Source organism: Paractinoplanes brasiliensis (assembly GCF_004362215.1).
Taxonomy (GTDB): Bacteria; Actinomycetota; Actinomycetes; order Mycobacteriales; family Micromonosporaceae; genus Actinoplanes; species Actinoplanes brasiliensis.
Window position 1 is genome coordinate 2,579,478 of record NZ_SNWR01000001.1, and the last position, 24,341, is coordinate 2,603,818.

Annotated in this window: 25 protein-coding genes, 1 tRNA gene and 1 pseudogene; 5 read left to right on the forward strand and 22 right to left on the reverse strand. The window is 71.6% G+C overall.

What is annotated here, in order from left to right; translation table 11 throughout:
* Window positions 1–69: 69 nt before the first annotated feature.
* A complete protein-coding gene (locus C8E87_RS11400) occupies window positions 70–1,014 on the forward strand; it encodes a S1C family serine protease (RefSeq protein WP_133873071.1) in 945 nt (314 codons plus the stop codon).
* 172 nt (window positions 1,015–1,186) lie between these two features.
* Window positions 1,187–1,492, forward strand: coding sequence for a DUF1330 domain-containing protein (locus tag C8E87_RS11405; protein WP_133873072.1), 306 nt, complete (start codon window positions 1,187–1,189; stop codon window positions 1,490–1,492).
* A 3-nt stretch (window positions 1,493–1,495) separates the two neighbouring features.
* On the opposite strand, the gene C8E87_RS11410 is transcribed toward C8E87_RS11405, so the two are convergent.
* The 3 genes from C8E87_RS11410 to C8E87_RS11420 all read right to left on the reverse strand — a co-directional run bounded on the left by C8E87_RS11410 (window position 1,496) and on the right by C8E87_RS11420 (window position 5,967).
* Entirely contained in the window at window positions 1,496–3,724 is a 2,229-nt protein-coding gene (locus C8E87_RS11410; RefSeq protein ID WP_275408970.1) for a TPM domain-containing protein, read from the reverse strand.
* Between the two features lie 535 nt (window positions 3,725–4,259).
* Window positions 4,260–5,618 (reverse strand): cystathionine beta-synthase, encoded by a 1,359-nt coding sequence (locus tag C8E87_RS11415; protein ID WP_133873073.1) that lies wholly within the window; start codon window positions 5,616–5,618, stop codon window positions 4,260–4,262.
* Window positions 5,619–5,622: 4 nt separating this feature from the next.
* Window positions 5,623–5,967 (reverse strand): YkvA family protein, encoded by a 345-nt coding sequence (locus tag C8E87_RS11420; protein ID WP_133873074.1) that lies wholly within the window; start codon window positions 5,965–5,967, stop codon window positions 5,623–5,625.
* Window positions 5,968–6,109: 142 nt separating this feature from the next.
* Between C8E87_RS11420 and C8E87_RS11425 the strand changes: the two genes are divergently transcribed.
* The 3 genes from C8E87_RS11425 (at window position 6,110) to C8E87_RS11435 (ending at window position 9,315) form a co-directional block, all read left to right on the forward strand.
* Entirely contained in the window at window positions 6,110–7,183 is a 1,074-nt protein-coding gene (locus C8E87_RS11425; protein ID WP_438866046.1) for an SGNH/GDSL hydrolase family protein, read from the forward strand.
* An 18-nt stretch (window positions 7,184–7,201) separates the two neighbouring features.
* Window positions 7,202–7,993: an SGNH/GDSL hydrolase family protein gene (locus C8E87_RS11430; RefSeq protein ID WP_133873075.1), complete on the forward strand. Its 792-nt coding sequence runs from the start codon at window positions 7,202–7,204 to the stop codon at window positions 7,991–7,993.
* Between the two features lie 77 nt (window positions 7,994–8,070).
* A complete protein-coding gene (locus tag C8E87_RS11435) occupies window positions 8,071–9,315 on the forward strand; it encodes an acetyl-CoA C-acetyltransferase (RefSeq protein ID WP_133873076.1) in 1,245 nt (414 codons plus the stop codon).
* 63 nt (window positions 9,316–9,378) lie between these two features.
* On the opposite strand, the gene C8E87_RS11440 is transcribed toward C8E87_RS11435, so the two are convergent.
* From C8E87_RS11440 to eno, 19 genes and pseudogenes are all read right to left on the reverse strand, one after another.
* Window positions 9,379–9,675, reverse strand: coding sequence for a hypothetical protein (locus C8E87_RS11440; RefSeq protein ID WP_133873077.1), 297 nt, complete (start codon window positions 9,673–9,675; stop codon window positions 9,379–9,381).
* A gap of 68 nt (window positions 9,676–9,743) precedes the next feature.
* Complete coding sequence (locus C8E87_RS11445; RefSeq protein WP_133873078.1) at window positions 9,744–10,568, reverse strand: Bax inhibitor-1/YccA family protein; 825 nt, start codon at window positions 10,566–10,568, stop codon at window positions 9,744–9,746.
* Window positions 10,569–10,697: 129 nt separating this feature from the next.
* Window positions 10,698–10,781, reverse strand: a tRNA-Leu gene (locus C8E87_RS11450).
* Between the two features lie 74 nt (window positions 10,782–10,855).
* Window positions 10,856–12,214 (reverse strand): NAD(P)/FAD-dependent oxidoreductase, encoded by a 1,359-nt coding sequence (locus C8E87_RS11455; protein ID WP_133873079.1) that lies wholly within the window; start codon window positions 12,212–12,214, stop codon window positions 10,856–10,858.
* Between the two features lie 100 nt (window positions 12,215–12,314).
* Window positions 12,315–12,878, reverse strand: coding sequence for a hypothetical protein (locus C8E87_RS11460; RefSeq protein WP_133873080.1), 564 nt, complete (start codon window positions 12,876–12,878; stop codon window positions 12,315–12,317).
* Window positions 12,878–14,209 carry a DUF58 domain-containing protein gene (locus C8E87_RS11465; protein ID WP_133876768.1) on the reverse strand — a complete coding sequence of 444 codons (1,332 nt, stop codon included), beginning with the start codon at window positions 14,207–14,209 and terminating at the stop codon, window positions 12,878–12,880. Before C8E87_RS11465 ends, C8E87_RS11460 begins: the two co-directional genes overlap by 1 nt.
* A gap of 14 nt (window positions 14,210–14,223) precedes the next feature.
* A complete protein-coding gene (locus C8E87_RS11470; protein WP_133873081.1) occupies window positions 14,224–15,234 on the reverse strand; it encodes an AAA family ATPase in 1,011 nt (336 codons plus the stop codon).
* Between the two features lie 13 nt (window positions 15,235–15,247).
* Window positions 15,248–15,823 carry a hypothetical protein gene (locus tag C8E87_RS11475; RefSeq protein ID WP_133873082.1) on the reverse strand — a complete coding sequence of 192 codons (576 nt, stop codon included), beginning with the start codon at window positions 15,821–15,823 and terminating at the stop codon, window positions 15,248–15,250.
* Window positions 15,820–16,515 carry a DUF4129 domain-containing protein gene (locus C8E87_RS11480; RefSeq protein WP_133873083.1) on the reverse strand — a complete coding sequence of 232 codons (696 nt, stop codon included), beginning with the start codon at window positions 16,513–16,515 and terminating at the stop codon, window positions 15,820–15,822. The genes C8E87_RS11475 and C8E87_RS11480 overlap by 4 nt, the downstream gene beginning before the upstream one ends.
* Window positions 16,516–16,571: 56 nt before the next feature.
* Entirely contained in the window at window positions 16,572–17,312 is a 741-nt protein-coding gene (locus C8E87_RS11485; protein ID WP_239079943.1) for a uracil-DNA glycosylase, read from the reverse strand.
* Between the two features lie 10 nt (window positions 17,313–17,322).
* Window positions 17,323–17,709: an LppU/SCO3897 family protein gene (locus tag C8E87_RS11490; protein ID WP_133873085.1), complete on the reverse strand. Its 387-nt coding sequence runs from the start codon at window positions 17,707–17,709 to the stop codon at window positions 17,323–17,325.
* A 72-nt stretch (window positions 17,710–17,781) separates the two neighbouring features.
* Window positions 17,782–18,540 carry an LppU/SCO3897 family protein gene (locus C8E87_RS11495; protein WP_133873086.1) on the reverse strand — a complete coding sequence of 253 codons (759 nt, stop codon included), beginning with the start codon at window positions 18,538–18,540 and terminating at the stop codon, window positions 17,782–17,784.
* Between the two features lie 87 nt (window positions 18,541–18,627).
* Window positions 18,628–19,671: an HAAS signaling domain-containing protein gene (locus tag C8E87_RS11500; RefSeq protein ID WP_133873087.1), complete on the reverse strand. Its 1,044-nt coding sequence runs from the start codon at window positions 19,669–19,671 to the stop codon at window positions 18,628–18,630.
* Window positions 19,668–19,997 (reverse strand): PadR family transcriptional regulator, encoded by a 330-nt coding sequence (locus C8E87_RS11505; RefSeq protein WP_133873088.1) that lies wholly within the window; start codon window positions 19,995–19,997, stop codon window positions 19,668–19,670. Before C8E87_RS11505 ends, C8E87_RS11500 begins: the two co-directional genes overlap by 4 nt.
* Before the next feature lie 70 nt (window positions 19,998–20,067).
* Window positions 20,068–20,966, reverse strand: a pseudogene (locus C8E87_RS11510) (Ppx/GppA phosphatase family protein).
* A gap of 2 nt (window positions 20,967–20,968) precedes the next feature.
* A complete protein-coding gene (locus C8E87_RS11515) occupies window positions 20,969–21,463 on the reverse strand; it encodes an amino-acid N-acetyltransferase (protein WP_133873089.1) in 495 nt (164 codons plus the stop codon).
* 2 nt (window positions 21,464–21,465) lie between these two features.
* A complete protein-coding gene (locus C8E87_RS11520) occupies window positions 21,466–21,963 on the reverse strand; it encodes a DUF501 domain-containing protein (protein WP_133873090.1) in 498 nt (165 codons plus the stop codon).
* A 1-nt stretch (window position 21,964) separates the two neighbouring features.
* Complete coding sequence (locus tag C8E87_RS44575) at window positions 21,965–22,807, reverse strand: FtsB family cell division protein (RefSeq protein WP_239079942.1); 843 nt, start codon at window positions 22,805–22,807, stop codon at window positions 21,965–21,967.
* An 89-nt stretch (window positions 22,808–22,896) separates the two neighbouring features.
* Window positions 22,897–24,180, reverse strand: a complete 1,284-nt coding sequence (gene eno / locus C8E87_RS11530; RefSeq protein ID WP_133873091.1) for a phosphopyruvate hydratase — start codon at window positions 24,178–24,180, stop codon at window positions 22,897–22,899.
* Between the last annotated feature and the right edge of the window lie 161 nt (window positions 24,181–24,341).

Consider the following 24,341-nt stretch of genomic DNA (forward strand, 5'->3'; position numbering starts at 1 on the left):
TTGGCCGCTGTTCGCCGTGGGCGGACGCCACCGGGGATTGGCGCCGGTCAGGGCCGCGTTGAAGCACTCATGGATACCGAACACACGGGTGTCGACTCAGGGGCACTCGATGCCTACAGCCGTGTGGTGACCGGCGTCGCCACCAAACTGCTCCCGTCGGTTGCGGCCCTCTCCGTGCGTACGGCGCGCGGCCAGGGCGCCGGATCGGCGGTCACCTTCACCGACGACGGTTTTCTGCTGACCAACGCACACGTGGTGGCCGGGGCGAACGGCGGAACAGCCGACTTCGCCGACGGCACCGAAACCCGCTTCGACGTGGTCGGGGCGGACCCGCTCTCCGACCTGGCCGTCGTACGGGTGCACAACCCGGGCGCGCCGGCCGCCCCACTGGGCAACGCCGACGAGCTGAAGATCGGCCAGCTGGTGGTGGCCGTGGGCAACCCGATGGGCCTCGCCGGTTCGGTCACGGCGGGCGTGGTGTCGGGGCTGGGCCGCTCGCTGCCGGCCCGCGACGGCCGCCGCTTACGCATCATCGACAGCGTCATCCAGACCGACGCCGCCCTCAACCCGGGCAACTCGGGCGGCGCTCTGGCCGACTCGACGGGCACCGTGGTCGGGATCAACACGGCGGTGGCCGGGTACGGCCTCGGCCTCGCCGTCCCGATCAACTCGACCACCCGCTCGATCATCGGCGAACTGGTCGCCAACGGGCGCGTCCGCCGGGCCTGGCTGGGTGTGGCCGGGGTACCCGCCCCGCTGCCGCCGGCCCTCGCCGAACGCCTCAACCAGAAGCTCGGCCTGCGCGTGGTCGAGGTCGTCCCCGGCAGCCCCGCCGGCAACGCGGGCATCTATCTGGGCGACATCCTGATCACGGCCGGGGGCCAGTCGACGCAGAGCGTGCAGGCGTTGCAGCGCCTCATGCTGGGCCCGGCGATCGGCGCCGACCTGCCGATCACGCTGCTGCGCAAGAACGCCCTCGTCGACGTCGTCACCGTTCCCGCCGAACTCAACTGATGCGCAAGAACGCCCCCGTCCACGACGCCATCGTTCCCGCCGAACTCAACTGATGCGCAAGAACGCCCCGTCCACGACGCCACCGTCCCCGGGCCGAACTCAACTGACACCGCCGCCGCGCTCCGGCCGCTCAGAGCCGCCTCACCGAGCGATCAAATGGGATACTCCGCGGATGATCGATTCCGGTGAGGCGGACGGCCTCCTGCTCGTGGCCGTGGTGGACATGTCGCCCGGCGATCCGGCGCGGGGCAAACAATACGAGGACGCCGTTCTCGCCTTGCTGCCGCGCCACGGGGGCACGCTGCAGCAACGCCTCCACAGCACCGACGCGCGTTCCGAGGTCCACGTGATCCGCTTCGAGTCGCGGGCGGGCTACAACACCTTCATGAGCGACCCCGACCGCTTGTCCCTGCGGGCGAGCTTCGCCGAGGCGGCACCCACCACCCGAGTGATCGAGGTCGCGGAGCCCCACATCTGATGCTCAAAAACGGCCACCTCCACCCCGTCGCCCGCCTCCCCCGCCGCCGCCGCCCGTACGGCGTCCCCGTGATCCACTGCCCCCGAAACCGCCGCCGCTGAACCCACCGGAGCGGCCGCCGTGGGTCCGCCCGCCCCCGGACAGGATCCCGCCCAGCACCGCACCCGCGAACGCGCCCGCGTCGAAACCGCCTGGGTGCCCCGGGCCGCCGCCCCATCCGGAGCCCCCACCCCAGCCGGAGCCGCCGCCCCATCCGGAGCCCTCGCCCCAGCGCTGCACGTCGAGGCGGGCCGCCTGACCGGCGTTCGCGGCAAGTCGACGGGCCTGGCGCGCCTCGGCCAGCGCGGTCGCCGGGTCGGTGGCGGCCAGGCTCTCGGCAGCCGCCAGGTGGCGCAGTGCCTCGGACAGCGTCGCCCGCGCACCGGAGTCGACCGCCCCGCGACGAGTGGTGATGAAGTCGTTGGTCGCCGCCACCTCGGCCCGCGCCACCGGCAGTTCCCGAGCGAGCAGACCGCGGTCGTGGGCCAGCCGCTCGGCCACGTCGCGCGCCTCGGCCAGCGCGGCGTCCAGAGCCGCGTCGGCCGCCTGCAACGTCGCCACGGCCTCGATCGGATCCGGCCGGGACGCGGCCAGCGCCGTCGACACCTCGGCCAGCGCCTGCTCACCGCCTTCGACAGCCGCGCCGAGCCCCGCGGGCGCCGGACCGCCGGCCGTCAGGGCCGCCCGCCCCGCCGCGATCTCCCCGGTGATCTCGGCGATCAGTGCCTCGGCAGCGGTCCGCGCAGCGGGCAGATCAGAAGCGGCTCGCCCCACCGCGGCCACCAGCTGTTCCGCCTGGTCGACCGCCTGCTCGGCGGCCCGCACTGCCAGCGCCGCCTCAGCCCTGTCGCCACCGGGCACCTGCGCCGCTCCGCCGACTGCCGCTGCCTCACCCCGCGCTGCCCCGCCAGCTGTCTGGCCCACGCCGTCACGCCCGGCCGGATCCGCCCCACCCGCCATTGTTCCCGCGACGCCGTCGGCGAGTCCAGCCGCTGGCCCGCCTCCCGCCGCCGCTGCCCCGCCTCCCGCCGCCGCTGCCCCGCCTCCCGCAGCTGCTGGGCCGCCGGCTGCGTCGGACAGGGCGGCGCGGGCCTCGGCCAGGGCTGACGCCGCGAAGGACAGCCGTTCGCGGGCCTGGTCCACATTGGTGGCGATGGAGGTGACCGTGCCGCCGGAGTAGGCGGTCAGCACCTTTTGCGCGGTGGCCTCGGTGGCCGGCAACGACGCCTCGATCGCCGCCCGGCGCTTGTCGATCTCGTCGGCGGCCTCGGCGGCCCGGCCCTCCAGGTCGCGCAACCGGTCGAAGGCCTCGGACTCGGCATCCAACCGGGCGTCGGCCCCCTGGCACAGCTCGATGATCCTGGCCAGGGTCTCGCGACGGCGGGCCTCGTCGGGCGCGGGCACTTCCTCGAGGGTCATCCGCAACCGGAACGCCTCCGCCACGTCCTGCCGGGACGTCTGCAGAGCCGCCTGGAACGGCGCTGTCGCCTCTTCGCCGTACTGTGCGGTGGCCAGCGCCAGCTCTCGTTCCCCGGCCCGCAGGTCATCGTCGAGCTCGATCAGCAGCGCGTTGGCCTGGCCGGTCAGCTCTTCCAGACTCGGACCTGCCGGGGCGTCGGGGGCCGCGCTGGGGGCGGGCCGGCGCTTCCGGCGCAGCCAGAGCCATGCCAGCGCCACGACCGCCACCAGCACGACGATCAGCCACACCCAGCCGAACCCGCCCGGGCTCGCCGCGTCGGCATAACCCTGGGCGCCGGCGATCACCGCCCCCGACCAGTCGTTGCGGCTGAGGGCGGGCTCGATGTCGTTCTCCGCGACGTCGGCAAGCTCGCGGTCGCTGAGCCGGGAGTCGTCGGGGAACGAATACGCGTACGCCCGATCTCCGACCGCCACGGCCAGCAGCGCGTCCCGATCGCCCAGGTCGCTCAGGCGGGCCGTCTCGTCCGTCCACTCCTGGGCCGGCTGACCGTCGAACGAGTCGACCATGACAACGAACAGCTGCAGCCCCGTCTTCTCTTGAAGTTCGCTCAGCGCCGCGTCGACCGCGCCCCGATCGCCGAGCACGCCGGCCTGATCGGTCACCTGGGTGGCGAGCCGCTCGGGGGCCTGAGCGGCGGCAGGACACGCCATCAGCACGACGGCGGCCGCTGCCACCAGCGGAAGGACGACGAGACGACGCAGCTTCGATGTCACCAGCCCAAACTAGGCCACTGCGCTGGGCTTCGTCCGCTCCGATCCCCTGGCCTGTGGATAACTCGAAGCGCCCGTTTCCGTTTTCCGGCATCCTGTGGACAGGCGAATCCGCGACAGCCGCCGCTGTTTTAGGGTGGGGGTCCCCCTAGGTCGGGCGGGTCAGGGCTAGTTGGGAGCCGGTTGCGACGACGGGCAAAACGCGCATACGCGGCCGGCGCAGCGCACAGCCACAGCGATCAGCTGGCACAGCGCACAGCCACAGCCAGAGCGATCAGCAGGCCAGCGCACAACCACAGCCAGAGCGATCAGCAGGCCAGCGCACAACCACAGCCAGAGCGATCAGCAGGCCAGCGCACAACCACAGCCAGAGCGATCAGCAGGCCAGCGCACAACCACAGCCAGAGCGATCAGCAGGCCAGCGCACAACCACAGCCACAGGCACAGCGGTCATCCGCAGGCCGAGCGACCCAGGCGAGCGGAGCCAAGCAAAGGGCCGGCACAGCATCAGCCGCGCCGGCCCAGAAAAGCCGCCTCTTCAGGAGAGATGCGTCAACAGATCCTGCCGGGTCAGCACCCCGGCCGGCTTCCCGTCGATCAGAACCATCGCCGCGTCGGACTTTTCGAGGAGGGTTACTGCCTCGCTCACCGGCTGGCCGCCGCCGATCATCGGGAGGGGGTCGCCCATGTGGCGCTCTATCGTGTCGTGCAGGTGCGCCTGCCCCGTGAACAGCGCGTCCAGCAGCGCCTTCTCCGCGATCGAGCCCGCCACCTCGCCGGTCACCACCGGGGGCTCGGCCTTGAGCACGGGCAGCTGCGAAACCCCGTACTCGCGCATGTAGTCGATCGCGTCGCGCACCGTCTCGGTGGGGTGGACGTGGACCAGCGGCGGCATCGCGCCGTCCTTGCCTTCGAGAGCGTCGGCCACCGTGGGGGTGCCGTCGGCCCGGTGCAGGAAGCCGTAGCGGGCCATCCAGTCGTCGTTGAAGATCTTGGACAGGTAGCCGCGGCCGCCGTCGGGGAGCAGGACCACCACGACGTCGTCGGCCGAGGCGCGGCGGGCCACTTCGAGCGCGGCCACCACGGCCATCCCGCACGAGCCGCCGACCAGCAGGCCTTCCTCGCGGGCGAGCCGGCGGGTCATCTCGAACGAGTCCGAGTCGGAGACCTCGATGATCTCGTCGCAGATGTCCCGGTCGTACGTGGTGGGCCAGAAGTCCTCACCCACGCCTTCGACCAGGTAGGGCCGTCCGGTGCCGCCGGAGTAGACCGAGCCTTCCGGGTCGGCGCCCACGACGCGTACGGGGCCTTGCTCTTTGAGGTATCGCCCGACGCCGGTGATCGTGCCGCCGGTGCCGACGCCCGCGACGAAGTGCGTGATCCGTCCGTCGGTCTGTTTCCACAGCTCGGGGCCGGTCTCCTCGTAGTGGGAGCGCGGGTTGGCGGGGTTGCTGTACTGGTCGGGCTTCCACGCGCCCGGCACCTCGCGGGCGAGGCGGTCGGAGACGTTGTAGTAGGAACGCGGGTCCTCCGGGGCGACCGCGGTGGGGCAGACCACAACTTCCGCCCCGTACGCCTTCAGCACGTTCCGCTTGTCCTCGCTGACCTTGTCGGGGCAGACGAAGATGCACTTGTAGCCGCGTTGCTGGGCCACCAGCGCCAGCCCGACCCCGGTGTTGCCGCTGGTGGGCTCGACGATCGTGCCGCCCGGCTTGAGCAGGCCGTCACGTTCGGCGTCGAGCACCATCCGCAGGGCGATCCGGTCCTTCACCGAGCCGCCGGGGTTGAAGTATTCGACCTTGGCCAGCACGGTGGCGGAGATGCCCTCGGTGACCCGGTTCAGCTTGACCAGGGGGGTGTCCCCGATGATGTCGACGACGTTGTCGTAGTAGCGCACAACCTCAGGGTACGACTATCCGATCCTGGGCCCGCTCCCACTCCAGGAAGCGCTCCGTTTCGGCGAGCACCGACCCGGCCAGCCAGGCCACCATCACGGCGTCGTCGGCCAGCCCGACGACCAGCAGAAACGCCTCCGGGATGACGTCGATCGGCGAGAGCACGTACGCCGTGGCGGCCGCCATCATCGCCAGACGCAGCCCACCGTCGTACTGGCCGCGGGTTGTCGCCTTCATCATCCGCGGGATCGCCGCGATGCGGGTGGACAACGACGGCCCTCCCCTGGCGCCCGCCATCAGCGCCTTGGCCAGCGCGGTGAACGCCGCCGTTCGTTTCAGCGTCTTCGCCATGCTGTTCCCCTTCCGATGCGGGTTCGGCCCGGTAGTTCCAGCATGACTTGTCCGCGCCATGATTGCCTCTCGCCGCCGCGCGATAGCCTCGAATTCCCCTGCCGGTTCCGGGAATCTGAGATGAGCGACAGCGAGGGAGCCCGTGAGCACCATTCAGATCACCGCGGACGACTGGCGCCGGATCAAGCTGGCCGGGCAGATTCTCGGCGGCGTGACGGGTGCGCTGGCCACAGTGACCGCCGTGTCGGTGGGGCTGCTGCTGCGACAGGCCTCACACGCCCGGCGGGTCATTCCGATGGCCGAGGCGCCCCCGCCGCGCGGCGACGGCCTGTACGGCGGGAAGTTCGGCGGCCGGCCCATCAACATGGTCATTCTGGGTGATTCGACAGCGGCCGGGTACGGCGTGCACCGTCCCCGCGAGACACCGGGCGCGCTGCTGGCCACGGGCGTGTCGCGGCGGCTGCGGCGGCCCGTACGGCTGCACCGGCTCGCCGTTGTCGGGTCGATGTCGTCCGGCCTGCCCTATCAGGTGGACGCGGCGCTGGAGTACGAGCCGGACGTGGCCGTGATCCTGATCGGCGGCAACGACGTCACGCATATCTCCGACCGGGCCGCCGCCGTACGCCACCTCGGTGACGCCGTGCGACGCCTGCGCGAGGCGGGCTGCAAGGTGGTCGTGGGCACCTGCCCCGACGTCGGGGCGATCCAGCCCATCAAGCGGCCGCTGCGCTGGCTGGCCCGCAAGTGGAGCCGTGACCTGGCCGCCGCCCAGACGGTGGCCGTCGTCGAGGCGGGCGGGCGTACGGTGTCGATCGGCGGCCTGCTCGGCCCGATGTTCGAGGCCGACCCGGTACGCATGTTCGCCTCCGACCGTTTTCATCCGTCCGCCGAGGGTTACGCGCGGGCCGCGGCTGTGGTGATGCCGACCCTCATGGCGGTGCTCGGCGAGGACGATCGCACGGTTCTTCCGGCCGCTGACGGGGTACGCAATCTCCAGGAGGCCGCGCAGGAGGCGGTCCAGGCTCCGGGCACCGAGGTCAGCGCGGCGGGCCGGTGGGCGGTGCTGCGCCGGCACCCTTGGTTCGGCGAGCCGCGCACCTGGTTCGGCCACCGCGCGGCGCAGACCCCGGCGCCGGGGTCGCCCGCTGTTCCCACCGGCCGCTCGGCGTCGAGCGCCGTAGGGTGGACTCCAGAGGATCAAGAGCAGGCAACGTGACGCAGGGAGGCGAGCGAGATGGCGGGGCTGAACGCACGGATCGGCAAGGCGGCCGCCACCGGTCTGCTCGCTGGGGCGGTCGGTGGGGCCGCGCTGCTGATCGGTGAGGTGCTGGCGGCCAAGGCGCGCCGCTACGCGAAGCCGACCATGGGCCTCGCCCTGCGCACGTCGATGGGGCCGGTGGCGGCGCCGCCGCTGCGCCTGGTGCTGCTGGGCGACTCGGCCGCGATCGGCGTGGGTGTCGAGTGGCTGAGCGAGACCGTGGGCGGGCACCTGGCCCGTCTGCTGGCAGAGGGCAGCCCCGGGACCGGCGAGCGGCACGTGCTGTTGTCCAGCGTCGGCGTGGCCGGTTCCCGCTCGTCCGACCTGGCCACCCAGGTGGCCCGGGCGCTGCTGGGCGACCGGCCCGACGTGGCCGTGGTGCTGATCGGGGCGCACGACGCGGCCGGCCTGCGCAGCCCCGAGGAGGCAGCGGCCCAGCTGGGCACGGCGGTGCGCCGGCTGCGGGAGGCGGGCGTCCGCGTGGTGGTCGGCACCTGCCCCGACCTGGGCGCACTGCGGGCCATCGCTCCGCCGCTGCGGCAGATCGCGGCCGTGCTGGGCCGCCGGATGGCGAAGGCGCAGGCCAAGGCCGTGACGGCCGCGGGCGGTGCGGTGGTCGACCTGGGTGAGAAGACCGGCGCCGTCTTCCGGGCCGACGCGGGCACCCTCTGCTACGACGGTTTCCACCCTTCGGCCGACGGCTACCGGGTGTGGGCCCACGCGTTGTATCCGGCGGTGGCCAAGGCGGCGATGACCCCGGCGGGCTGAAAAGCAGTAATCGGACATGCCACCTGTGTGACGAACTTGTACTACCGACTAAGTTACCGGCCAGTTAAATTGGGCAGATGCCGGAAGCTGTCATCGTCGCCACCGCCCGATCCCCCATCGGCCGTGCAGCCAAGGGATCCCTGCGGGACCTGCGTCCCGACGACCTCGCCACCACCATCATCGACGCCGCGCTCACCAAGGTGCCGCAGCTCGACCGCACCCTGATCGAGGATCTTTACCTCGGTTGCGGGCTGCCCGGCGGTGAGCAGGGTTTCAACATGGCCCGCGTGGTCGCCACCCAGCTCGGTCTGGACGGCCTGCCCGGCGCGACGGTCACCCGTTACTGCTCGTCCTCGCTGCAGACCACCCGCATGGCCTTCCACGCGATCAAGGCCGGCGAGGGCGACATCTTCCTCTCGGCCGGCGTCGAAACCGTTTCCCGGTACGCGCGGGGCAGCTCCGACGGTCTCCCCTCGGCGCTGCAGGCCCAGGTCGGCGGCGGCTGGGAGAACCCCAAGTTCGCCGAGGCCCAGGCCCGTACGGCGCAGTACGCCGAGGGCGGCCGCACCTGGCACGACCCGCGCGACGACGGTCAGATCCCGGACGTCTACATCCAGATGGGTCAGACCGCCGAGAACCTCGCCCAGATCAAGGGCGTGACCCGCGAGGACATGGACGAATTCGGCGTACGCAGCCAGAACCTCGCCGAGAAGGCCATCGCCGACGGCTTCTGGGAGCGCGAGATCACCCCGGTCACGCTGCCCGACGGCACTGTCGTCTCGCAGGACGACGGCCCCCGCGCCGGGGTCACGCTCGAGGCGGTTTCGCAGCTCAAGCCCGTTTTCCGCCCCGACGGCCGGGTCACCGCCGGCAACTGCTGCCCGCTCAACGACGGCGCCGCCGCTGTGGTGATCATGAGCGACACCAAGGCACGCGAGCTGGGCATCACCCCGCTGGCCCGGATCGTGTCGACCGGTGTGACCGCGCTCAGCCCCGAGATCATGGGCCTGGGCCCGGTCGAGGCGTCGCGGCAGGCGCTGCGGCGGGCCGGGATGACGATCGACGACATCGACCTGGTCGAGATCAACGAGGCGTTCGCGGCCCAGGTCATCCCGTCGGCTCGCGACCTGGGCATCCCGCTCGAGAAGCTGAACGTCAACGGCGGCGCGATCGCCGTGGGCCACCCGTTCGGCATGACCGGCGCCCGCATCACCGGCACCCTGCTCAACGCCCTGGACTGGCACGACAAGAGCATCGGCCTCGAGACGATGTGCGTCGGCGGCGGCCAGGGCATGGCGATGGTGCTGGAGCGGCTCAGCTGACACGCTGAGCACCCGAGTTACCGCCGGGTCCGGTCAGCCACGAGCGGCCGGGCTCGGCGGTTTTTACCTGTTGAGCGCGGCCCGCAGCTCGTCCACCGCCGCGGCCGCCTCCACCAGCACGGATTCCGGCCCGGCGGCGAGCAGGTCGTCGGCCAGCACCCGCACCTGGTCGGGCAGGATCATGTCGTGCTCGCGCGGCACCTCACGGCGGGGGCGGCCCTCGGCGTCGGCCCCGAGGTCGGCCAGCCTCTGCACCAACGCGAACGTACGGGCGGCGCGGTCGTCCTGGTTCCAGCGCGGCTGCTCCCACACGCGGATCTGGTTGAGCAGCCGGTCGACGGACGTCGCGAAGTCGGTCACGCGACCAGGTTAAAGAAAACGCCCGGACCACCGTACGGGGGTCCGGGCGTTCTTGATCCTGGTTGGTGTCAGTCGTCGCCTTGCAGGAAACTCAGCAGGCGCAGGACCTCGAGGTACAGCCAGATCAGGCTGACCAGGATGCCGAACGCGGCCACCCAGGAGTAGCGCTGCGGCAGGCCCATGCGGACGCCCTCTTCGACCTCGTTGAAGCTGAGGATGAAGCTGAGGGCGGCCACCACGATGCAGACGATGCTGAACAGGTAGCCCAGCGGGCCGTTGTCGCGCAGGCCGGTGCTGAAGCCGAACAGCGACAGCACCAGGTTGATCAGGATGACCGCGAACAGGCCACCCATCACGATGATCATGCCGCGCTGGAACTTCGGCGTCGCCCGGATGACCTTGGCCTTGTAGAGGAAGGCCGTCAGGAAGAAGACGCCGAACGTGGCGATGACGGCCTGCAGCACGACGCCCTGATAGCCGGCGATCACCGAGAAAACCTTGGACGCCATGCCGACGAAGACACCCTCGACGACCGCGTAACCCACGATGAGCGCGGGGTTGGCCAGGCGCATGAACGAGATGACCAGGCCCAGCACGAGGCCGATGACCGCCGCGCCGATCCAGGCGGCACCGGTCATCGATTCCGGGATCACATTCCAGGCGACAACCGCGGAGGCGCCCGTGATGCCGAGCAGTGTGACCGTCTTGACGACGACGTCGTCGACTGTCATGGGCTGAACGGCGGGCGGGGCGGCGGGATAGTCCGTCGCGCCGGGATACGGCTGACCGTAACCCGGGGCGGCACCGGCGGGGCCGTAGGCCCCGTACCCGGCCGTACGCTCCCGCTCGGCCGCCTGGCCGAGGCGCGAGAGCACCGGGTTGGAAGTCTTCACTGTGTCCAGCCTCCCTTATGAGGTTGAGGCACGTTGACGTGCCGTTCCAGAGTACGGGAGCAAGCTGATCAGGAAAGCCTCGGATTGCTGTGAACAGGCTGAATGTACGACCGTCAAAGCTTTGTGAGGTGCCCGGGGCGGGTCTCGAACCCGCACGCCTGCGTGAGGCAGCCGCTTTTAAGGCGGCCGTGTCTGCCGTTCCACCACCCGGGCAGGGTCAGGGCGTCACCGCGCGCGGTGACGCCCTAGACACCGTATACGCCCGAGCGTTCGGAGAGGAGACCGCCTCAGCGGGACCCGGCTTCCGCCTTGGGACGTTCGGCCGGGCGCTGCACCGGCGGGGTCACCCCGGTGAACTCCTCACGCGGGGCGTGCAGCTGGCGGACGGCCACCGTCTCGCGCTGGAACAGCATCGCAAGGGTCCAGTCGGCGACCACCCGGGCCTTGCGGTGGAACGACGGGATGTGGCTGACGTGGTAGGTGCGGTGCATGAACCACGCCGGCCAGCCCTTGACCTTGATGCCGTAGACGTGCGCGACGCCCTTGCCGAGGCCCAGGCCGGCCACGCTGCCGATGTACTTGTGCTTGTATTCCTTGGGCTCGCCGCCGAGGACGACCTGCCGGATGTTGTCGGCCAGCACCCGGGCCTGCCGGACGGCGTGCTGGGCGCTAGGTGAGCACCAGCCGCCGGGGTTGGTCAGGTCGGGCACCTGGGCGCTGTCGCCCGCGCTCCACGCGCCCTCGAGCACGGTGCCGTCGAGGTCGGCCACCTGCAGTGTCGGCAGGCAGTTGACGTGACCCTTGGGGCCGCGGGGCAGGTCGGTGTTGTCGAGCATCGGGGACGGCTTCACCCCGGCCGTCCAGACCAGGGTCTCGGCGCGGAACGTGTCGCCGTCGGAGAGCACGATCTCGCCGTCGACGCACGAGTTGAGGAACGTGTCGAGGCGCAGCGAGATGCCGCGCTTGGCCAGCTCGCGAGCCGCGTACGCGCCCATCTTGGGGCCGACCTCGGGCAGGATGCGGTTGGTCGCCTCGACCAGGACGAACTTGAGCTCGTTCTTGTCGAGCTCGGGGTAGTACTTCAGGGCGTCGCGGACGACGTCCTCCATCTCGGCCAGCGCCTCGATGCCGGCGAACCCGCCGCCGACGAAGACGAACGTCAGCGCGGCCTTGCGGACCTCGGGGTCGGGCGTGACGGCGGCGACGTCGAGCTGGTCGAGGATGTGGTTACGCAGGTAGGTGGCCTCGCCGATGGTCTTGAGGCCGATGCCGCGCTCGCTCAGGCCGGGGATCGGCAGCGTGCGCGAGACCGAACCCGGCGCCACGATGATGTGGTCGTAGCTCATCTCGGTGGGCGGGCCCTCGATGGGCTGGATGGTCACCGTCTTGCGCGCGTGCTCCACCTTGGTGACCTCGCCGGCCACCACGCGACACTTCTTGAGCTCGCGGCGGAGCGGCACGACGCTGTGCCGCGGGGAGATGTTGCCGGCCGCTGCCTCGGGGAGGAACGGCTGGTACGTCATGTGCGGCTGCGGGTCGATGACGACGACCTCGGCCCGGCGCCGGTTGAGCTTCTTCGACAGGCGCAGGGCGGCGTAAAGACCGACGTGCCCTGCACCAACGACGACGATGCGCTGCGGATTCACGTGAGCCATTCTCGCGCGCCCAGGGGCTCCCGCGCCTCCTGGTGTGACGTACAACAATGCCGTTTGTCAAGTGCCGTCAGGCACATATTACGGGCAGATTTCATGCACGATGCACGAGCCGTGCTATGAGCAGCGTGGCGGTTGCGGCGCCGATCAGGCCGACCACCGTGGCCACGAGGAACGGCCCGCCGGCGAGTTCGGCGGAGAGTCCCAGGGCGAACACGGTGAGCACGGCCGAGACCAGCACCACGGCCAGCGCCCGCAGCAGCCACAGGCCCACCACGTCGAAGTTCACGATCGCGTCGTACGGGAGGACAGCCGCCAGCGCCGTGAGCGAATGCCCCAGGTAGAGCGCGGTGGCGATGCTCAGAACCCGCCAGAGCGACACCTCGGCGTCCTCGAAGGCGGTGTCGGCCAGCCAGCCGCCGACCACCACCAGGGCGGCGAAGGTGGCGCCCCGGCCGCGCGGCGCGACCGCCGGATAGAGGGCGACCAGCGCCGGCAGCACGAAGAACTGCGTGCCCAGCAGCGCCGCCGGCCAGGCCACCGCCATGGCGATCAGCCCGCACAGGCCGATGGCACAGCGCACCAGGAACGGGAGGACGGTCGCGCGGGTCAGGGTGCGCCGGGCGCCGGCCAGCCGCCGGGAGATCATGTCGAGCATCAGCGCCCCCGCGGCGCCGAGGCGAGGCGGGAGACGTCCCGCAGGACCAGGTCGAGGCTGCCCGCGCCGGCCCACTCCACGACCGGGACGCCGTGCTCGCGCAGCCGGCCCAGGACGTTCTCGCGCTCCAGACGCCACAGCCGGGTCGCCAGCGGGGTCCACGGGGTGCGCGCATCGGGCGCGGCCTGCGCGGGCAGCGTGTCGACGGCCACCACGAACCGGCCGGCCTGTGCCAGGGAGGCCAGCATGTCGGCCGCCCGCGGGTCGATCAGCGGGGTGAACACCACGACCAGCGCGTCGGACGACACGTGGTGCGCGCCGAAGTCGCCCTCGTGCTCCATCGGGTCGGGCCGGACGTCGAGCAGCCACTCCAGCACGATGAGGTACTGCCGGCGGCCGGTGGCGGGGCGCAGCCGGCGGGCCGCCGCGCCGTACTCGAGCAGCGAGACCCGGTCGCCGCGCTGCAGATAGTGCTCGGCGATGGCGGCCGAGGCCCGGACCGTGGTGTCGAGCACCGACGCGCTGCCGCCGACCCCGCCCGAGAGGCCGACCTCGCCCAGCACGTCGAGCAGCAGCACCACCTCGGCGTCGCGGTCGGAGAGCGTGGAGGCGACGTGCAGGTCGCGGGTGCGCAGGGAGACCCGCCAGTCGATGCGCCGGAGCCTGTCGCCGGGTGCGAACGGGCGGACCCCGGCCAGTTCGCCGCCCTCCCCCATGCGCCGCGACCGGTGCGCGCCGACGAGACCGGCGGCCGCGGGCATGGCCTCGATGGCGTTGAACGGCTCGGTGACGGGATAGACCCGCACCCCGTACGCGGGGGTCACGACCGGACGGCACGCGAGCAGTCCCCCGCAGGCGGCAACCCGCGCGGCGGCCGGACCCACGTCTTGCCGGCCCCAGCGCAGCGCGTCGCCGGGCAGGTCGACCGCGGCCCAGCCGTCCGAGGCCACGGTGAGGCCGAACGGGCGGTCGGCGTGCTCCAGTTTGAGCCAGCGCGACGTACGGGTGCGGACCACCACCAGGTCGTACGGGATGACGTCCGGGTTGGAGACGGTGACCGAGGCCTGCACCTGACCGCCCTCGACCAGCAGTTCCTCGTCGGCGGTGACCGTGAGCTCGGGCGTCGCGCGGGGCATCCGGCGCAGGTGGACCGCCGCGCCGATCGCGAACGGCGCGGCCAGCAGCACCAGGTCGACCCGGCCCAGCGCGACCCCGAGCACCAGCAGCAGGCCGGTGAGCAGCACGGCACGGCCGAGCGCGCGGGTCGGCGCCCAGGCGGGACCGTGACCCGGATCGCCCGGCACGGCCGGCGGCACGGCTCGGCGCAGCAGCGGCTCGGGAACCGTCACGTCGCGGTGTACCCCGTCGCGTAGGTGGGCAGGGCGCCGCTGGCCGGGGCGGGAGTGTTCTGCAGGACCTCGTCGACCACAAAGGACGGATCGACGCGGCGCAGCCACATCTCGGGGCGCAGCGTGATGCGGTGGGCCAGCGCGGGCACGGCGACGTCCTTCACGTCCTCCGGCACCACGAAGTCGCGGCCGGCCATCGCCGCGCGGGCCCGGGCCAGCAGCAGCAACGCGAGCGAGCCGCGCGGGGACGAGCCGACCAGCACCGACGCGTGCTCACGGGTGGCCGCGGTGAGCGACACGATGTAGCGGCCGATCGAATCCTCCACGGTGATCGCCTCGAGCGCCGACTGCATCGACTGAAGCGCGGCCGAGTCGACCACCGGCTGCAGGAACGCCTCTTCCTGGCGGCGGGACATGCGGCGCTGCAGCACATCCCACTCCTCCTCGGCCGTGGGGTAGCCGAACGACACCCGCAGCAGGAATCTGTCGAGCTGGGCCTCGGGCAGCGGATAGGTGCCCTCGTACTCGATGGGGTTGGCCGTGGCCAGGACGTGGAACGGCGGGTCGAGACGGTACGTGACGCCCTCGACCGAGACCTGCTTTTCCTGCATGGCCTCGAGCAGCGCGGCCTGGGTCTTCGGCGGTGTCCGGTTGATCTCGTCGGCCAGCAGCATGTTGGTGAAGACCGGGCCGGCCCGGAACGCGAAGTCACCCTTGCGCTGGTCGTAGAGGAACGAGCCGGTCACGTCGGCGGGCAGCAGGTCGGGGGTGAACTGCAACCGGCGGAAGTCGAGGCCGAGCGCCTGCGCGAAACAGCGGGCGGTCAGGGTCTTGCCGAGACCGGGCAGATCCTCCAGCAGCACGTGCCCGCCGGCCAGGATCCCGGCCAGCACCAGCTCGAGCGAGTCGCGCTTGCCCACGACCACGCTGCCGACCGAGTCCAGGACGGCACCGGCCAGCCTTCCCACCTCGTACGGGGGAAGGGGCTGCACGCCTGTCTCCGTCACCACGGCACCTTTCTCACAGTCGCTCCAACACATCCACGTAGGACTCGAGATCACGCGCCTTCGGCATGCGCCGGCCGCGGTCGTGCAACGTCGCCCAGAGCGGGTCGCCGAGCAGCTGACGGGCACGCCGCGGGTCGGACGCCCGGGTGATCCCGTGACGCAGCCGCAGGCGCTCGTCGGTGAGCTCGGCCAGCACCGGCAGAACGTTACGCGAGTACAGATCGTCGTCGGCGGCGGCCCGCTCCAGAGTCTGCTCCCAGCGGCGCACGGCCGCCCGCAGCGAATCCGTGCCGCTGCCGGTGTCGGAACCGCCGCGCCGGTCGGAGCGCTTGGGCGCAGGGGGCGGGCGCACCTCGGCCACCGCCAGCAGGACCAGCCGCAACCCGGCCAGGGCGGCGACCACGAAAATGATCGAGATGTCGTAGTCGGCCGAGCGCATGACGGCCACGACGACCACGGTGGCCAGGGCGACCAGCAGCAGGTTGCGCAGCACCCAGCCGGTCCACGACCGCCGGCGCTCGGGGGCCGGCTCGTCGGCGATCACCTCGTCGCGCTCGCCGAACAGCGACTCCAGCCCGCCCGTGCTCACGCCGGGACCCCCGCGCCCAGGTCGGCGCGGAGCCGCTCAAGGGCCGAACGGGCCTGCCGGCGCATCTGGTCGTCGACCGTGTGGGTGGCGTACCGGGCCTGGCGATAGACGTCGAGCAGGGCGGCCAGCACCCGCGCGTCGACCTGCTGTTCGCTCAGCAGACGGCCGACCAGGTCGGTGGGGCTGTCGCCGGGGTGCCGGGGAGTGCCCGCGGCGGCGGCGGCCTGCTCGAGGCGCACCCAGCAGGCGATCACGGCGCGGCGCGGGTCGCGGTCGGTGTCGGACAGCTCCTCGAGGCCGGCGTCGAGGGCGGCGACCAGTTCCTCGGCCGTACGGGGCTGGTCGGCCGGGCGCTTGCGGTCACGCTTGTTCCGGCCCTTGCGGCGCCGGCGGTCCCGCAGCAGCGAAACGATCAGCAGGACCAGGACGATCACGACGACCACACCGAGCACGACCAGGGCGGCCGTGTTGATCCAGTCGGGCAGGCCGCGGGCCGGCTCGGGCGGGGGCGGCGGGCTGGTCTGCACGCCGGACGGAACCGCGGTGGGCAGCAGCGGCGCCTGGGCCGTCGGCTCGTCGCGGACGATCTGCTCGAGGCGGGGCTCGGACCTGGTCGCGGCGAGCGCGGTGCCGAAGAGCAGCACGAGGACGGCGGCCACGGGCCACCATCGTCGCACTGCCGCGAGGGTCATCTGTCCTTACCTTGAGGCTCTACGAAATACCTTGGGGCTCTACATACCTTGGGGCTCTACGAAATCTGGGCCAGCCGCTTCGCCTCGGCGAAGACGTCGTCGAGCATGGCCGGGGTGAGCTTACCGGTGAAGGTGTTCTGCTGGCTGACGTGGAAGCAGCCGAGCAGATCCGGCACACCCGGCAGGCTGACCCGGGCGCCGTGACCGAACTTCGGGCGCGGCACCGGCGGCCGGGTGCCGTAGACCGCGGTCATCGCGGGCCACCACGCCTGCCAGGCGAAAGCCCCGAGCGCGACGACCGCCTTGAGGGTCGGGCGGATCAGTTCGAGCTCGCGGTGCAGCCAGGGGGCGCAGGTGTCGCGCTCCTCCGGCAGAGGTTTGTTGTCGGGCGGGGCGCACCGGACGGCGGCGAAGATCCGCAAGTGGCGCAGCGTGAGACCGTCGTCGGCGGAGACGCTCGTCGGCTGGTTGACCAGGCCCGCGCGGTACAGCGCGGCGAACAGGACGTCACCCGAACGGTCGCCGGTGAAGATGCGGCCGGTGCGGTTGCCGCCGTGCGCGGCCGGCGCCAGGCCGAGGATGGCGATCTCGGGGTCGGCAACGCCGTAACCGGGGACCGGGCGCCCCCAGTAATCCTGGTCGCGGAACGAGGCACGCTTGGTGACGGCGACCTCCTCACGCCAGGCGACCAGGCGCGGGCAGGCGAAACAACCCGCGACCTCGGCGTCCAGCACGCTGAGTGAGGCCGCCTGGGCCGCGGCGGCTTGCGCTTCTTCGGGCGTACGAGTGGGGCTCACCCGGATCTTTCTACGCCCTGGGCTTGAGACACAGGAGGTAGCCCTCGTCATCGCGGGAGGCGTAGACGTAGAACTCCTCTTTCTCCTGGAAGAACTTGTTACAGGAATCGCTCTGGGTCGAGTTCTCGCCGTCGACCCGCGCCACGACGCTGAACCGCGCCTCGGCCGACGAGCAGTCGACCAGGTCGGCGCCGGTCTCGGTGGTGCCCTCGTCCTCGACCTTCTTGTCGGAGGCGATGCAGTCACCGGCCTTGGCGTCGCGGGCGCCGTCACCGCCGAGGAACAAACCGCTGAGCGCGTAGACCGCCGCCGCCACGACCAGCCCGGCGACGACGGCCGCGACCACCATGCCGCCCCGGCGGGACGGGGACGCTTCGGCCTTAACTGCAGTGCTCACGGGGGGTCCTCCTCCAGCGGGTGGTCGCAGCCGCGACTTTAGTGACCGGCCCGTGGTGTGGCGAGCCTGCCGTCAGCCATTCGGGCGCAGGCAGAGGACGTAACCGTCGCCCGCGGTGCTGCCGTAGACGTAGAAGGGCTCGTCGGCGGGGAAGAACCTGTCGCAGGCGGTGCTGTTCGGGGAGCTCTCGCCCTCGACGCGGGCCACCACCGTGTACTCCGCTCGCGCCGACGAGCACTCGACCACCTCGGCGGAGGTCTCGGTGGTGCCGGAGCCGGCCACCGGGCCCACGGCGGCAAGGCAGTCGCCGGCCTGGGCACCCTTGGCCGGGTCGGCCGCGGCGGCGACGATCGCGCTCACCCCGAAGACGCCGAGGCCGACCAGCAGCACCCCGGCCAGGCCGACCGCCAGCAGCACGATTTTGAGGACGCTGGTGTTCCTGGTGCCGGGCGCGCCCGGTTGCGGGTAGCCGGGGTAGGGCTGACCCGGGAAGGACTGGCCGGGATAGGGCCGGCCGGCGGATGGATAACCGGGCTGACCGAGCGGCGGGCCGGGGGGCGGGTAGCCGGTGTGGCTCGGCGGCGCACCGTAGGCAGGCTGCCAGAAGCCCGGCCCGCCGGGGTGCGGCTGACCGGGCTGCGGCACGGGCGGGCTCTGCAGGGCGCTCGGCTGCGATGCGAGCGGGCTCTGCGAAGCGCCCGGCTGCGCGTATTCCGGGGCCGGGGCCGGCGGGACGGCCAGGCCGTCGGTGGGTGGGGGTTGAACCGGAGGCGGGAAGGACGCTTGCGGCGCGAAGGTGGGGTCGGGAGGCGGCGGGGGCGCGTCGCTCACAGGGTGGTCCTTTCCGCGGCCCGGCCCTGGGGCGGCCGGATCAGCGGAGCAGACAGTAGCGACCGCGAAGAATCCTCGCGACCCCGTTCAGCGGCCGGCCGGGGTGGGCGGCGTCACGGTCGGCGCGCCGGGCGACTCGGGCGGTGCTGCGGGCGAACTCGGAGCCGACGGTGACGTCGCCGAGCCGGCCGGAGCGGGCGGCCTCGCCGAGCCGTCGTCCGTGGCGTCCGGCTCGGGAACACCGCCGCTGCCCGCGGAGGGCGCCCCGAACGGCGCCGCCTCGGGGCAGTACGGGTAGCCCATCGAGCGGGAGTGGGAACCCTCGCCGGTTTCCGGGTCCTCGCACCAGGCGTTGCCCATCTGGATCGGCGCGCCCTCCTGGTCGAACAGGCGCGCGCCAGGCACCAGCTTGCCCGTGCTGTCATAGACGAAGACGTCGGTGATGTAGTCGTACGGGTTGCCACCGGAGTAGCCCGCGTCGTCGTAGCCGGGGTTGCGCACGTCGCTGTCCGCGCTGAAGAACACGCCGATCGCGAACAGCACCAGGAACACCGCGCCGACGTTGAGCACGTAGCGCTGCCAGCCCTCGCGGCCCAGGCGGCGCTGTCCGACCAGGATCGACGCGATGACACAGCCGGCCAGCAGGATCAACGCGACCAGCGTGCTGCCGCCGATGCGGGGCAGCAGGCCGGGCCGGTTGCCGCTGGCGTCGAAGAGGTAGGCCACCGCCATCGCGCCCAGGTAGCCGCGCAGCACCCACCACGCGGGGAGCAGCAGCCGCAGGAAGTCGCTGGCCCGGGGGTAGCCGATCACCGGACCGATCCTGACGTCGGCAGGCTCGAGCACCCGCATCACCTGCGCCCGCACCTCGGCCGGGGTCACCCATGGGCTCTTGGGCGGCTCGGGGAAGCCGCCCACGTAACCTGCCGCGGTGGCGCGCAGCTCGGCCGCGTACGCCTCCGGGGTGCCCAGCCGGTCGGTCAGGGTGACCGTGTCCTCGGCGCGGATCTCGGCCAGGTGCTCCGGCAGGTCTTCGAGGAGCTCGGCGCGGGTGGCCTCGGGCAGGTCGGCCAGGGCCGCGCGGACCCGCTCGACGTACTCGGTGATCTCGTCCTGTGCCGTGGAGTTCACGCCGTCTCCCGCTCGCGAAGCAGATCGTCCATCGTGGATGCGAAGCCGTGCCACACTTTGCCCGATCGCTGCAACTCGGCGCGGCCGGCCGTGTTGAGCCCGTAGTACTTGCGGTGCGGGCCCTCGATGCTCGGAACGACGTAGCTGTTCAGATAGCCCCCGGCGAACAGGCGGCGCAGTGTGCCGTAAACCGAGGCGTCGCCGACGTCCTCGAGCCCGGCGGCGCGCAGGCGGCGCAGGATGTCGTAGCCGTAACCGTCCTCGTCGCGCAGGGCGGCGAGCACGGCCAGGTCGAGGACCCCCTTGAGCAGCTGGGTCGTATCCACGCGATGGACAGTACTTCGCAATGCGAAATACCGTCAAGACGACAGTAGTACCCGCCCGGCCACGGACAGTTCAGGCGAGGCTGAAGCAGATGCCGTCGAGGATGTCGTGCTCGGAGGCGATGACCGACTCGTGACCGGAGCGCTCCATGATCGTGCGGAGGATGAGGGCGCCGGCGCCGATCACGTCCGCCCGGCCCGGGTGCATGACGGGCAGCGCGAGGCGCTCGGCGACCGGCATGGCCAGCAGCTCGGCGGTCACGCGGGACACGTCGGCCAGGCTCACCTCGGCGTGGTGGATGCGCGAGGGATCGTAGAGGGAAGGTTTTGCGCCAGCGCCGTGACGGTGGTGACCGTGCCCGCCAGGCCCACCAGGGTCTTCGCCTCGCGACCCGGCACAGCGGTCAGCGCGATGTCGACCGCGGCGGTGATGTCCCGTACGGCGTTGTGGATCTCCGCAGCCGAGGGCGGGTCACTGTGGATGTGGCGCTCGGTCATCCGCACGCAGCCGATGTCCATCGAGATCGCGTGGTCGACGCCGTCCGAGCCGGTGACGAACTCGGTCGAGCCGCCGCCGATGTCGACCACGAGGCAGGGCCGCTCGGCGCTCAGGCCGGCGACCGCGCCCGTGAACGAGAGCCGGGCCTCCTCGTCACCGGTGATCACCTCGGGGTCGACGCCGAGCACACCGCGCACCATGTCCCGGAACTCCTGCGCGTTCTCGGCGTCGCGCGAGGCCGACGTCGCGCACATGCGCACCCGGTTCACGCCCAGCTCGGCGATCTCCGCGGCATAACCCAGCAGAGCCTTCCGCGTACGGGATATGGCGCCCTTGGACAGACGCCCGGTGCGGTCGACCCCCTCGCCCAGGCGAACGATCTCCATGCGGCGGGCGACATCGGTGAGCCCGCCGTCGCCGACGTCCGCGATGAGCAGGCGGATCGAGTTGGTGCCGCAGTCGATCCCGGCCACCCTCATAGGTGCAGCAGCATTCTCGTGTTCCCCAGCGTGTTGGGCTTGACCCGTTCCAGGTCGAGGAATTCGGCCACACCCTCGTCGTACGAGCGAAGAAGTTGCTCGTAGACGGCGTGCGGGACGGGAGCGCCGTCGATCTCGGTGAACCCGAACGAGCCGAAGAACCGGGTCTCGAACGTCAGGCAGAACACCCGCGCCACCCCCAGCTCGCGGGCCACCTCGATCAGGCGGTCGACAATGCGGTGACCGATCTTCTGCCCCCGGTGAGCCGGATCGACCGCGACCGTACGGATCTCGGCCAGGTCCTCCCACATCACGTGCAGGGCGCCGCAGCCGACCACGCGATCGCGCTCGTCGACGGCGACCCAGAACTCCTGCACCGACTCGTACAGGGTGACCGTCGCCTTGCTGAGCAGCCGCCGGTCGGCCGTGTACTCGTCGACCAGGGCGCGGATCGCCCGGATGTCCTGGGTGCGCGCGCGCCGGATCTCCACCGTCAGTCTTCCCGTTTGACGCAGGGGCCCTCGGCCCACCACGGCTCGACGACGTCGCGGACCTCGTCCCCGAAAGGATTCACGCCGCGCCCGGCCGCGAGCGCGTGCCCGAGATGGACATGCAGGCACTTCACCCGATCGGGCATGCCGCCCGCGGCGACATGTGAGATCTCCGGCACGTCCTCGATGGCCTTGCGGCGGGCCAGGTAGTCCTCGGCGGCCCGCGCGTAGTGCGCGGCCAGCTCGGGGTCGGTCGCCAGGCGGTCCTGCATGTCACGCATGACCCCGGCCGACTCCAGACGGCTGCACGCGGCGGTGGCGTGCGGACAGGTCAGGTAGTAGAGCGTCGGGAACGGGGTGCCGTCGTCGAGGCGGGGAGCCGTCTCGACCACGTCCGGATTGCCACAGGGGCAGCGGTGCGCGATCGCACGGGTGCCGCGGGGAGGGCGGCCGAGCTGGGCCTTGACGATTTCCAGATCTTCTTCGGTGGGTTCAGGCATTTCAGTCGGGGGACTCCGCGTCGGCGGCTCGGACGCTGCTCCACAGCGTGTCGTACCAGCGGTCGGGTGCGGCCGCCGGGGCTTTCTGACCGGCCTCGGCGGCGGCGCCAGCCGGGTCGGTGAACACCAGGAGAGGGGTCTCCCCCGATCGTACGTAGAACAGGATCTCGCGGGCCTGGGCCCGGATGTACTCCGGGTCCTGCCACTTCTGCAGCTCCTGCGCCTTCTGTGCGATCAGCTCCCGCTGCTCGGCCTGGTCGGCCTCGAGCTGGGCGATCTGCGACTCCTGGGCCAGGTAGACCCGCAGGGGGTAGGTGTAGGCGAGGGCCAGCGCGACGAAGATGACGATCAGAACCGTCGCGCGGCCGGTCAGTGCTCGCGGCCGCGGGGCGACGGTGCGCTTGGTGGCGCCCCGGCCTGCGTTTCCCGTACGCCGGGAGGCCGCGGGACGATTGAGCGCGGTCCGCTTGACGCTCCTGGTCGGGCCGCCCGCCCTGCCGTTGCCCGTCCGGCCGGCACCGCTTCGGGTCGCGCCGCCACGGAACCCGTCGCTCGCGCCGCTGCCGGACCTGCTACCCGCGCGGCCACCATCGCCGCCGGCGCCTCCGCGTCTCGTCTCACCGGATTTATCGCCATCCTTGGCGCTTTTACCGATTTGCCGGTTTTTTCGTGACTTATCGGTCGGCTCGGGATCGCGCTTCGAACTGTCGCGGCCCGCGTCGCTACTTCCGCCACCGCGCCGAATATTTCCGGTATTCCGGACAGGGCCGGTGGTGTGGGCGCGCGACGATCCGGGGCGGCGGGACGGACCCTGACCGCTCGGTGATCGTCGCTGTGTCGTCACCCCAACCCCTCCGTCACGTGTTGCGGCGCCCGCTGAAACCTATGCCCGTTTCCGCGGACGCCACAACTCCATGATCTAGCGGGCGTTCGTCACGCGGTGCGGTAACGCGGGAAAGCGCCCGCACCGGCGTACCGGGCCGCGCCTTCCAGCTGCTCCTCGATGCGCAGGAGCTGGTTGTACTTCGCGACCCGGTCGGACCGGGCCGGGGCGCCGGTCTTGATCTGGCCGCTGCCCACCGCGACGGCCAGGTCGGCGATCGTGGTGTCCTCGGTCTCACCGGAACGGTGGCTCATCATCGTCTTGAAACCCGCCCGGTGGGCCAGGTCGACGGCGTCGAGCGTCTCGGTCAGCGAGCCGATCTGGTTCACCTTGACGAGCACGGCGTTGGCCGCGTTCTCGGCGATGCCCCGGCCGATGCGGGTCGGGTTGGTGACGAACAGGTCGTCGCCCACGATCTGGATCTTGTCGCCCAGCTCCGTGGTCATCGCGCTCCAGCCGGCCCAGTCCTCCTCGGACAGCGGGTCCTCGATCGAGACGATCGGGTAGTCGGCGGCCAGCTTGGCGTAGTACGCGATCATCTCGTCGGTCGACTTCGGGTTGCCCTCGAAGACGTACGACCCGTCCTTGAAGAACTCGGTCGCGGCGACGTCCATGGCCAGGACGATGTCGCTGCCCAGCGAGAAGCCGGCGGCCTGCACGGCCTCGGCGATCAGGTCGAGGGCGGACGCGTTGGACGGCAGGCTCGGGGCGAAGCCGCCCTCGTCGCCCAGGCCCGTCGAGAGGCCCTTCTTCTTCAGCACCGACTTGAGCGCGTGGTAGACCTCGGCGCCGGTGCGCAGGGCCTCGCGGAAGGTCGGGGCGCCGATCGGCGCGATCATGAACTCCTGCACGTCGACGTTCGAGTCGGCGTGGGCGCCACCGTTGAGGATGTTCATCATCGGCACCGGCAGCACGGCGGCGTTGGGGCCACCGACGTAGCGGAACAGCGGCAGCTCGGCGCTCAGCGCGGCCGCCTTGGCCACCGCGAGGGACACGCCCAGGATCGCGTTGGCGCCCAGCTCGCTCTTGTCGGCGGTGCCGTCCAGGTCGAGCATCTTCTGGTCGATGAGGCGCTGCTCGCTGGCCTCGTAGCCGACGAGCTCGTCGGCGATCTTGTCTTCGACGTTCGCAACCGCCTTCTCGACGCCCTTGCCCAGGTAACGGCCCTTGTCGCCGTCCCGCAGCTCGATCGCCTCGAAAGCGCCGGTGGAGGCGCCCGAGGGCACCGCGGCGCGGCCGACCGTGCCGTCGTCGAGCCCCACCTCGACCTCGACGGTCGGGTTGCCCCGGGAGTCCAGGATCTCGCGCGCGACGATCGCTTCGATGGTGGCCATGTGTCGTGTCGCTCCCTCTGTCAAGGCAGCCATCACTGAAATGCCGGCTGCCGTTACCTCTTGCCGAGGCTGCTGTTCACCGACCGCGACCCTGCGGCCGACCACGGCACTGAGCGTATCGAGCCGTCCCCGCGCTCGTACGGTTGCCCTTGGGTTTTGTC